The sequence below is a fragment of the Pseudomonas tremae genome, assembly GCF_001401155.1.
GTDB lineage: Bacteria > Pseudomonadota > Gammaproteobacteria > Pseudomonadales > Pseudomonadaceae > Aquipseudomonas > Aquipseudomonas tremae.
Genome location: NZ_LJRO01000305.1, coordinates 42,951 through 53,626 on the forward strand (window position 1 = coordinate 42,951; position 10,676 = coordinate 53,626).

The 10,676-nt window shown below is 59.0% G+C and carries 8 protein-coding genes and 1 pseudogene; 6 read left to right on the forward strand and 3 right to left on the reverse strand.

Features of this window, described 5'->3' with window-relative positions; translation table 11 throughout:
* Nucleotides 1–70 precede the first annotated feature (70 nt).
* A pseudogene (locus tag ALO43_RS17135) lies at nucleotides 71–1,358 on the forward strand (EAL domain-containing response regulator).
* On the opposite strand, the gene ALO43_RS17140 reads toward ALO43_RS17135, so the two are convergent.
* Nucleotides 1,331–1,993: a response regulator gene (locus ALO43_RS17140; protein ID WP_054997847.1), complete on the reverse strand. Its 663-nt coding sequence runs from the start codon at nucleotides 1,991–1,993 to the stop codon at nucleotides 1,331–1,333. The pseudogene ALO43_RS17135 and the gene ALO43_RS17140 sit on opposite strands and share 28 nt — an antisense overlap.
* Before the next feature lie 285 nt (nucleotides 1,994–2,278).
* Between ALO43_RS17140 and ALO43_RS17145 the strand changes: the two genes are divergently transcribed.
* The gene (locus tag ALO43_RS17145) at nucleotides 2,279–2,575 is read left to right on the forward strand and encodes a DUF3509 domain-containing protein (protein WP_005891711.1); all 297 of its coding nucleotides are present in this window, start codon (nucleotides 2,279–2,281) and stop codon (nucleotides 2,573–2,575) included.
* Between the two features lie 170 nt (nucleotides 2,576–2,745).
* On the opposite strand, the gene ALO43_RS17150 is transcribed toward ALO43_RS17145, so the two are convergent.
* Complete coding sequence (locus tag ALO43_RS17150) at nucleotides 2,746–3,585, reverse strand: TIGR02285 family protein (protein ID WP_005891713.1); 840 nt, start codon at nucleotides 3,583–3,585, stop codon at nucleotides 2,746–2,748.
* Nucleotides 3,586–3,932: 347 nt separating this feature from the next.
* Between ALO43_RS17150 and ALO43_RS17155 the strand changes: the two genes are divergently transcribed.
* The 3 genes from ALO43_RS17155 to ALO43_RS17165 all read left to right on the forward strand — a co-directional run bounded on the left by ALO43_RS17155 (nucleotide 3,933) and on the right by ALO43_RS17165 (nucleotide 7,481).
* Nucleotides 3,933–4,475: a YaeQ family protein gene (locus tag ALO43_RS17155; RefSeq protein ID WP_002554774.1), complete on the forward strand. Its 543-nt coding sequence runs from the start codon at nucleotides 3,933–3,935 to the stop codon at nucleotides 4,473–4,475.
* A gap of 63 nt (nucleotides 4,476–4,538) precedes the next feature.
* On the forward strand, nucleotides 4,539–6,260 hold the full coding sequence (recJ, locus tag ALO43_RS17160; RefSeq protein ID WP_024671796.1) for a single-stranded-DNA-specific exonuclease RecJ: 1,722 nt from the start codon (nucleotides 4,539–4,541) through the stop codon (nucleotides 6,258–6,260).
* Between the two features lie 114 nt (nucleotides 6,261–6,374).
* Nucleotides 6,375–7,481, forward strand: a complete 1,107-nt coding sequence (locus ALO43_RS17165; RefSeq protein WP_005891720.1) for an NADH:flavin oxidoreductase/NADH oxidase — start codon at nucleotides 6,375–6,377, stop codon at nucleotides 7,479–7,481.
* Nucleotides 7,482–7,532: 51 nt separating this feature from the next.
* Here ALO43_RS17165 and ALO43_RS17170 read toward each other — a convergent pair whose 3' ends face one another.
* Complete coding sequence (locus tag ALO43_RS17170; protein ID WP_054997848.1) at nucleotides 7,533–9,620, reverse strand: response regulator; 2,088 nt, start codon at nucleotides 9,618–9,620, stop codon at nucleotides 7,533–7,535.
* A 299-nt stretch (nucleotides 9,621–9,919) separates the two neighbouring features.
* Here ALO43_RS17170 and ALO43_RS17175 point away from each other — a divergent pair, with 299 nt between their 5' ends.
* A complete protein-coding gene (locus tag ALO43_RS17175; RefSeq protein ID WP_024671798.1) occupies nucleotides 9,920–10,657 on the forward strand; it encodes a tellurite resistance TerB family protein in 738 nt (245 codons plus the stop codon).
* Nucleotides 10,658–10,676 lie beyond the last annotated feature (19 nt).

The window sequence follows — 10,676 nt, forward strand, 5'->3', positions numbered from 1 at the left end:
GGCATGTCTGCGCGAGGGACTAAAATCAGTGTTCTGCTGTTCCGATGCTTTCAATCCCGTAGGCGTGACCGTGCATACACTCAAGGTTCTGATTCTCGAAGACCACCCGTTCCAGCTGATGGCCTTGCACCAGATGCTCAATGCCAATCAGGTCTTTGATGTGCTGGCCGCTGACAGCGTCGAAGCTGCGAAACAGTCATTGCACAGCCGCGGCCCTATCGACATCGCGATCTGCGACTTGCAGATGGAAGGGCCTGACGGTCTTGAACTGATCCGCTTTCTGGCTGAAAGCGGGCAGGCGAGGGCGCTGATCATCCTGAGTGTTTCCGCCACTTGCGTACTGGAGGGCGTTGCGCAACTGGCACTCAATCAAGGCATAAAGGTGCTGGGTTACTTGCAGAAACCCGCTTCAGCCGCCGCGCTGTGCGAATTGCTCAAGGCTTATGGGCCTGGTCGTGCCGAGTCGACGGTGCCTACGCCATCGCCTGCAAGCTGCGCTCCCGAAACTTTGTCTGCGCCAGAGCTGTTTGCCATGATAGGCCAGGACGCAGCCGGCGCAACCTCTGTGGCGGAGCAGTGGATTGCCTATTTTCAACCCAAGGTCAGCCTGCGCGGCGAGTTGCTGGGGGTAGAAGCGCTGGTTCGCTGGCAGCACCCTGTGCATGGCCTGCTGGCCCCCGGGCGGTTCATGGCCACCATCGAAGCCAAAGGGCTGACCGCTGCGCTGACCTGGCGGGTGCTGGATCAGGCACTGCAATTATCTGCGCAAGTCCTGCGAGAGCAGGGTATGGCGTTGCCGGTCGCCGTCAACATCGACCCGCACGTGCTTCATCAAGCGGATTTCGCCGAGCAGATCATCCAGGCCCTTGCGCGTCATGGCGTACCGGCAAGTGCCCTGACCCTCGAAATTCTCGAGCAGGATGCCGCCCGGCCTGAAAACTGGCAGCTGGAGAGCCTGTTGAGGCTGTGCATGCAGGGCTGCAGGTTGTCCATTGATGACTTCGGCATGGGCGCATCGAATATCGAAAGGCTGCTGCAACTGCCGTTTTCCGAACTGAAAATCCCGACCGAGTTTGTGCGTGGCATGGCCGATGATGCGCGCAAGTCCGCTGTAGTTGCCGGGGCAATGCTCATGGCGCAACGCCTGTCCATGTCAGTGGTGGTTGAAGGCGTAGAGACGGTAGACGATTTTCACAGTGTGCTGGCGTTGGGCGACCCTGCGGTTCAGGGGTATTTCATTGCCCGTCCGATGCCGACGTCCGAGCTGTTGCACTGGATGGCCTCACGTGATGAAACGCGCCGACAGGCGGTGCTGGAGTGACTCTCGCACTCAAGACATCCCGCTTTCCTGCAGGTAAATGAATAATGTTGCGTCGTTGGCCAGGCCGAGTTTGCGCATGGCTCCGATTTTCTGCGCACTGACCGTCTGTTTGCTGCGATTGAGCTGTGCGGCGATCTGGCCGACCGTATGACCGGCCGCAAGCAGGCGCAGCACTTCCAGCTCCTTGGGCGACAGGCGCTCGGACGGCCGCATTGGCTGAGGTCCATGCGGGTGTATTTCTCTCAGAACCCTGCGCACTGAATCGGAAACAAACACCTCACCGAGCCGCGCACTTTTGATCGCCATCGGCAGTTCCCCGGTCAGGCTGGCCTTGCTCAATAACCCTCGCACACCGATGTCCAGCATGGACTGAAACAACCCGTCGTTGCTCAACGTTGTCACCACAACCACGGGCAGCGCCGGAAAGTCCCGGCGGATGCGCTGCAGCAGGCGCAAGCCGTCGCTTTGCTGTTCGACGGGCATCATGAAATCAGTCACCAGCACATCACAGCGGTGCTGCGTCAGCGCCTGCAGCAGTTCATCCGGGTTATGGGCTTGAGCCACCACGTTCGCCAGGCCATGCCGTTCCAGTACTACCCGCAGACCAATGAGGAAAATAGGGTGGTCATCCGCCACGATGACGCGCAACGGGCGATCGGTTGAATCGCTCAAGGTGTGCCTCCGTCATAAATGGGCTGGACGTATTTCAGGTGATCCAGCTGTTTATAACAGGAGGGAAGGGCATGCACGCTACGTAGGACCTGTAGCGGAATTTTGTCGTCTTTTCCTACCTGTCCGGTTTCATACTTGGGGTGACTCGTTTTTTCCGTGTCACATTCAACAGGCATGCTCGAAATAACAAGCAGTGCCGTGATCGGCCGATAGAAAGAACTTTTTTCTATCAGCGATGGTCATTTGTTGGCACCTTTGCATTCAAACTGTTGAGTGGTGATCCGGATGGAAAATATCAGCTTACTGCTAAGCGAAGCGCTGGCGCCTTACCAGGCCACTATCGGGCCGGCGGGTTCTCGGGGCGAGCGTCTGGTGACTCTGGAAGATAAAGCGGGTGCCTGTGTGATCAAGCGTACATTCAGCGCCGATCAATTGAACGATAAACGTCAGCTCACCGACGTGGTGGACGGCCTGCGCCGAGACCTGATGGTCGCTGAAGGCCGTATCGAGCCTTGTGTCATTGCGGCCATGCGCAACCTTGCAACCAGCCGTGCCTTTGCCGGCGCACGTTCATTTGCTTAACAGACGCTTAACGGCCTTCAACAGGCCCGGAACCTGACGGGTTCGCGGTAATCCTATCCATTATGCCAGTCTTGATCACTGTGCTCCGCTGATCAGGGGCTGGCGTACTGACCCAAGTGGTCATGTTTGCCCCGGCCAGACCCCCTCTGTCCGGGGTTTCTTTTGCCTGCTCAGTTCTTTTCCAGCAGCGCTTTTACCTCCTCCAGATAGCCAGCCCGCTGGGCGGGATCCAGCCATTGTGCGTAGAGCTTCATAAGTCTGGATTCACGCAATACACGCATTTCGTTATTGATCTTGGCGATGGCCTGCTCGCCTTCAGGTGACCGGCTGCAACTGATATAGATGAATTGGTAGGCCGGGTTTCCCTTGATCGGTATAAAACTCAGTTCTTCGGGCAATATGCCTTGTTGCATGGCTTGATAACGAGCTTCCGGCCAGAAGCTGATAAACGCCTGCAGACGCCCGAGACGTTCCATTTGCAGGAGGCTGCCGATGGCGTCGTTGCCATAGTGCGGGATCAGCGTGTCTTCATCGACTGTGCGCAGAGTATGGTCGATCAGCTCACCGTAGCTGCGTTCTGCAACCACCCCCAGCCTGATTGCGTGGCTGTCCATCAGCGCCACAAAGTCGATTTTTCCGTCTTCCATGAAAGGGGCAAACGTCTCCACGTCCTCTTTGCGCACGATCAGGCCGCTGCTCATGATGGCAACAATGGGGATGGAGAACAGCAGGGTCCTGGCGCGTTCCTCGGTCCACAACATGGTCGGGTCGCAGCTCAGAGAGGTCGCGTCATTCAGCATCTGCAGGCCCCTGGCACGATTGACCCGCATCAGCACATGGTCGTATTCGGGCATTCTTGCGGTCAGCAATGGCATGAGCTGATCGATCGCTCCCTGCCCGCGCATCGTTCCGGAGAAGATCGTCGACGGGGGTATGTCGCGCATCAGCCAAGTCAGCGTTTCTCGTGCCTGACAGACACCCGACAGGGTCGTCAGCGCAATGACGAGCATCAATCGAGCCGCTGTACAGTGCGAGGCAGGAAGGGGCATTCGCGGGTGTCATCCTCGAAAAAGGGTCAACAATCTGAGTGGGGTGGCAGGTCTTTGAATGGCGCGGCACCAGTGGCGTCACATTCAAGCACCCAAAGCCGTCTTCAGGCTGGCAGCCTGACGTGTCCGCAGAGACTGTTGCAAAGTATCAAGATGTATCAGGATTTTGTTTCAGACTATCGTTTTTTTGATGTGCCGCAAATCAGTGAAGCACGGCCCGGACTTTGGTGCCTGCGCGAGCAAATTCCTTCGCGGGGCGCGCATCGGTTAGACTTGCGGTCTTCCCTCCAGACTCTAGAAGCCCGTTCATGGCCCAGCCGTCCACGACCTACAAATTCGAACTCAACCTGACAGACCTCGACCGCGGGGTTTACGAAAGCGTCAAGCAGACCATCGCCCGGCACCCATCGGAGACCGAAGAACGCATGACCGTGCGTCTGCTGGCCTATGCCTTCTGGTACAACGAGCAGCTGTCGTTCGGTCGTGGTCTGTCCGATGTGGACGAGCCGGCACTCTGGGAAAAGAGCCTGGATGATCGCGTCCTGCACTGGATCGAAGTGGGGCAGCCTGACGCCGACCGCCTGACCTGGTGTTCGCGGCGTACCGAGCGCACCAGCCTGCTTGCCTACGGCAGCCTGCGCGTCTGGGAAGGCAAGGTCATCCCGGCGATCAAGAACCTGAAAAACGTCAACATCGCAGCAGTCCCGCAGGACGTACTGGAAGTGCTGGCCAAAGACATGCCGCGGGTCATCAAGTGGGATGTGATGATCAGTGAAGGTACTGTGTTCGTTACCGATGACCGTGGCCAGCATGAAGTCCAGTTGCAGTGGCTTGCTGGCGAGCGTGGTTGACCGCAGCCTGCCTGTATCGAACGTATTGTCCATCGACACCCTGAAGAGAATCAGCTGACCCGCATGCGCATTGAACCCCGTCTGTTGCCCGACACCTTGCCGTTTCTCGGTGACCTGCCGCCCTTGCTCACTCGTCTGTACGCCTCCAGAGGCGTGTCCTGCGAGGCAGAGCTGGACAAGAGTCTGGCGCGACTGATCCCTTATCAACAGCTCAAGGGCATCGATGCAGCGGTCGATCTGCTGGTGACCGCACTGCGTGAAGGCCAGCGGATGCTGATCGTCGGCGACTTCGATGCCGACGGCGCTACCGCCAGCACCGTGGGTGTTCTGGGCCTGCGCCTGTTGGGGGCGGGGGCTGCGCATGTCGATTATCTGGTGCCCAACCGGTTCGAGTACGGCTATGGGCTGACGCCGGAAATCGTCGAGGTCGCATTGCAGCGCGAGCCACAGCTGCTGATCACGGTCGATAACGGCATCTCCAGCGTCGAAGGCGTGGCCGCAGCCAAGGCGGCAGGGTTGCAGGTTCTGGTCACCGATCACCATTTACCCGGCCATGAGCTTCCAGCGGCGGACGCCATCGTCAATCCCAATCAGCCAGGCTGTACCTTTCCCAGCAAATCGCTGGCAGGGGTCGGGGTGATTTTCTATGTGCTGATGGCCTTGCGCGCGCGGCTGCGTGAAACCGGCTGGTTCGATAGCAATCAGCGTGCCCAGCCTAATCTGGGCGAACTGCTTGATCTGGTCGCGCTGGGCAGTGTGGCCGACGTGGTTCCTCTGGATGCCAACAACCGCATTCTGGTGCATCAGGGCTTGATGCGTATCCGGGCCGGGCGCGCACGTCCGGGCTTGCGCGCGATTCTCGAAGTCGCACGGCGCGAGCCTGCGCGCATCACCTCGACCGATCTGGGGTTCATTATCGGCCCGCGCCTGAACGCAGCAGGGCGCTTGGACGACATGAGCCTGGGCATTGAATGCCTGCTTTGCGACGACCCGACGCTGGCGCGGGAAATGGCCGTGCGGCTGGATGAACTGAATCAGAACCGCAAGTCCATCGAGCAGGGCATGCAGCGCGAGGCGCTCGCCCAGCTCAAGGATCTGCCGCTTGAATCGATGCCGTTTGGCCTGTGTCTGTTCGATGCCGAGTGGCATCAGGGTGTCATCGGCATTCTGGCCTCGCGTCTCAAAGAGCGTTACCACCGACCGAGCATTGCCTTCGCGAGTGCGGGCGAGGGCGTCCTAAAGGGCTCTGCGCGTTCGGTGCCGGGCTTTCATATCCGCGATGCGCTGGACGCTGTGGCAGCGCGTCATCCGCAACTGATCAGCAAGTTCGGCGGGCACGCGATGGCGGCCGGTCTGTCGCTGCCTGAGGAGCACTTCCCGGCGTTTGCCGAGGCGTTCGACCAGGAAGTGCGTCGCCAGCTTGAAGAGCAGGACCTGACCGGGCGCTTGCTGTCCGATGGCTCGCTGGCTGTCGAAGAGTTTCATCTGGAACTGGCCCGCGCACTGCGCAATGGCGGCCCCTGGGGGCAGCATTTCCCCGAGCCGTTGTTCCACGGCGTGTTTCAGCTGGTCGAGCAACGGGTCGTGGGCGAACGCCATTTGAAGATGGTGCTCAAGACCGAATGCGGCAGCGTGAAGCTGGATGGCATTGCGTTTGGCGTGGACCGCGACATCTGGCCCAACCCCAATATTCGCTGGGTAGAACTGGCCTACAAGCTCGACCTCAACGAGTTTCGCGGCAACGAAACCGTACAGCTGATGGTGGTGCATCTCGCACCACGCTGACAATCAGCAGGAACCGCTCTCGCTGCCGGGTTGTCGACAACAGACGGTCCAGTGGAATCTGTTGCCTGTATGAACAGAGCCTGGACTCCCGGATTTTCAACACGAGAGGTCACCATGAGCCTGCTGCTAGAACCCTACACCCTGCGCCAACTGACCCTTCGCAACCGCATTGCCGTGTCGCCTATGTGCCAATACTCCAGTGTTGATGGCCTGGCCAATGACTGGCATCTGGTCCATCTTGGCAGCCGCGCCGTTGGCGGTGCCGGACTGGTCATCAGCGAAGCAATGGCGGTTACGCCTGAAGGTCGCATCACTCCCGAAGACCTCGGTCTGTGGAACGATGAGCAGATCGAACCGCTGCAACGCATTACTCGCTTCATCAATGCCCAAGGCGCCGTCGCGGGCATTCAACTGTCGCATGCCGGGCGCAAGGCCAGTACCTGGCGTCCGTGGCTGGGCAAGCATGGCAATGTGCCTTTGACTGAGGGCGGCTGGACGCCGGTCGGTCCATCGGCGATTGCTTTTGATCCGCAGCACACCGCGCCTGTGCAACTGAGCGAAACGCAGATTCAGGAGCTGATCAAGGCCTTTGTCGATTCCGCACGTCGCGCGCTGACGGCAGGCTTCAAAGTGGTCGAAATTCACGCCGCGCACGGTTACCTGCTGCATCAGTTTCTCTCGCCAATCAGCAATCAGCGCACCGATCAATACGGCGGATCTTTCGAGAACCGCATTCGCCTGACGCTGCAAGTCACCGAAGCGGTACGTGCCGTGTGGCCCGCAGAGCTGCCGTTGTTCGTTCGCGTGTCCGCTACCGATTGGGTGGAAGATGGCTGGAACGCCGATGAAACCGTCGAACTGGCTCGTCGACTGAAAGCGCTGGGCACCGACTTGATCGACGTGTCTTCAGGTGGTACTTCCGCCAACGCCGAAATTCCTGTAGGCCCCGGCTATCAGACCCGATTTGCCGAGCGGGTTCGCAAGGAGTCCGGGATCGCCAGCGGTACTGTGGGGATGATCACCGATCCGGCTCAGGCAGAGCATATTTTGCGTACCGGACAGGCCGATATCATTCTGTTGGCCCGTGAGCTGCTGCGTGATCCGTACTGGCCATTGCGTGCCGATGAAGATCTGGGCGGACGCCTGGCAACCTGGCCTGCGCAGTACCAGCGCGCCACGCATCGTGACCAGCCGATTCATGAGTCTGATCTGCGCGATTGATCGCTGATCAGGGCATTGAATGAAATGAGCGCCATATGGCGCTCATTTTTTTCACTCACCTTCCAGCAGTTCGGTTACTCGGCTGATCAACTCAGCGATGGCGAACGGTTTTGGCAGCACATGCATGCCGGGCTCCAGCGTGTCGTGTGCCAGCGCGGCGTTTTCTGCGTAGCCGGTCACGAACAGGATTTTCAGATCGGGCCTCACTTCCCGCGCAGCGTCTGCGACCTGACGACCATTCATGCCGCCTGGCAGGCCAACATCGGTCACCAGCAAGTCGATGGCGGTTTTTGATTGCAGGATGCTCAGCGCATCAGCGCCGCGCTCGGCTTGCAATACCGCATAGCCCAGGTCTTCAAGCAGTTCGACAATCAGCAGTCGGACGGCAGGTTCGTCGTCGACGACCAGAATCGTCTCGTCGCCGGTATTTTGCATCGGCACTTGCAGCAGTGAATCTTCCAGCGCAGGGGTTTGGGCCTCACCTTCGTGTATCGGCAGCAAAATGCAGACGCTCGAGCCGTCTCCGACTTTCGAGGTGATGCTGACACCGCCACCTGATTGCCGCGCAAAACCATAGATCATTGACAGGCCGAGGCCTGTGCCCATGCCCAGTGGCTTGGTAGTAAAGAACGGATCGAAGGCCCGCCCGATGACGTCTTCCTCCATGCCGCTGCCCGTGTCACTGACTGACAATTCGACGTAGCGGCCCACAGGCAGCCCATGTTTCGCGGCTTCCGCAGCATTCAGGTTGCGATTGCCGGTTCGAATCAGCAACTGCCCGCCATCGGGCATGGCGTCCTTGGCGTTAATGCACAGGTTGAGTAGCGAGTTTTCCAGTTGGTGCGGGTCTACCAGGGTTGACCACAGGCCTTGCGAAGGCGTGACCTGCATATCGATGCCGGGGCCTACGGTTCGTCTGATCAGCTCGTCCATGCCGGCCACCAACCGGTCGATGTCGATGGCAACCGGGGCCAGTGTCTGCCTGCGTGAAAACGCCAGCAACCGATGTGTCAGTGACGCAGCGCGTCTTGAACCTTCCAGGGCTGCGTTGATATAGCGATCCAGCTCGGTGAAGCGCTCTTGACGTATTCTCGACAGCAGCAGCTCCATGTTGCCGGTCACGCCCATCAGCATGTTGTTGAAGTCGTGTGCCAGGCCGCCGGTCAGTTGTCCGACCGCCTCCATTTTCTGAGACTGGATCAGTGTTTCCTGTGCGACGCGCAGGGCTTCGATGCGATCCTTTTCATGGGTCAGGTGCTTGCCCAGCGCAAAAATGATTCCGTTGCCTGGTGCAGCGGTCCAGCCGAACCAGCGATATGTCCCGTCAACGTGCTGATAGCGGTTTTCAAACAGCGGCAGGACATGGCTTGCAGCGTGGGTCAGCGCATGTTCTGTATTACTGACGTCGTCCGGGTGGAGCAGGGTCAGGATCGAGCTGCCCAGCAGCTCGTCTTCCGTACGACCGAGGATCGCGTTCCAGGCAGGGTTCACTCTCAGGAAAATACCGTTGAAATCGAGAATTGCCAGCGGGTCGGGAGACATTTCCCAGAACGTGTCCAGTTCGAGCGTACGTTGCTCTAGCGTAGCTGCCTGGCGTTTTTCCAGGGTGATCAGTTCGTCGATCAGGTCCAGGCGTTTGCGTTCGCTTTCCTGCAGGGCCCGTTGATTGAGAACCAGATTGGTGGTTTCGTTGGTGATGCAAAACATGCCGACGGTTATGCCGTGTTCGTCTATCACCGGCGAAAAGGAAAATGTCCACCACGTTTGCTCTGGCGCACCGTAGCGCGCCATGCTCAGCGGCAGATCCTTGAAGTGGCATGCCTTGCCTTCCAGTGCATCTATCACCAGCGGGGCTACCTGATCCCAGACGTCAGCCCACAGGTCCGGGATAAGCGCGCCGATTGCGTCATCCTTGCGCGGGCCGAGGATCGGGGTGTAGGCGTCGTTGTGGAAAAACACCAGGTCTGGCCCCCAGAGCAGGTACATCGACTCTGGCGAATTAAGAATAAGGTTCAGGGTGTTTTTCAGTGACGCAGGCCAGCGCTCGATCGGCCCGAGCGATGTTCGGCTCCAGTCTTTAGAGCGAATGGTCTCAGCCGCCTTGCTGTCACTTGCCGGGAAACTTATGGGGGAAATCAACTCAGGCAAGCTCCTCGCGGCTGCATTTTACTGCAAGGCATTCGAATGACATGTTTTATCGGACTAATCAATTCAAATCGATGCATTATTACTGTTTGCTTTTTCCAAACGCACATTATTGACCCTGCCCGGCAGGCCGGGGTTGCACGCATTTAGCAGAATAAGTTGAACGAGCGGATGAGCGGATGTTGCCCGCAGCAGCCGTAACATTCGGAAGCACACCAGGGAGAGGGGGCGGGGGACTTCTGGTTAACCTGCGGGTCAATAAATCATCTGACAACCGCCATCGGAGGTTTCTTGTGAATACGCGTGGTTTACTCGATCAACTGCTCAAGTCCGGGCAGAGCATGTTACAGGACAAGACAAGTGGCAAATCCGGCAAGTCGTCTTCGGGAGGCGATGCGCTCATGAATGGCCTGGGCAGTTTGCTTGGCGGCGGTCAGGGCAAAGGGCAGGGCGGGCTGGGAAGTCTTCTGTCCGGTGCTGGTGGTGGCGCACTGGCCGCTGGAGCGATGGGGCTGCTCAAGGGCAAACGGTCGCGTGGCATGGGTGGCAAGGTGCTGACCTACGGCGGGCTGGCAGCGTTGGGTGTGCTGGCCTACAAGGCATATAACAACTGGCAGGCCAGCCAGGGTGTTGCCGGCCAGCGTGAACCGCAGACCATCGATCGTCTGCCTGAGGCTGAGGCCGAGCAGCACAGTCAAGCCATCCTGCGCGCGCTGGTTGCCGCTGCCAAAGCTGACGGTCACGTCGATGAACGCGAGCGTGAGCTTATTGAGGGCGAGTTCAGCAAACTGGGTACTGATCAGGAACTGCAGCATTGGCTTGAGGCAGAATTGAAAAAGCCTCTGGACCCGGCTGATGTGGCACGTGCCGCAAGCACACCGGAAATGGCTGCCGAAATGTACATCGCCAGCGTGATGCTGGTGGATGATGAGCAATTCATGGAGCGCGCCTACCTCGACGAACTGGCGCGTCAGTTGAAGCTTGAGCCCGGGCTCAAGGCCGAGCTGGAAGGGCAGGTCAGAAACGCCTAGCAGCCCGCCTTTGGCAACG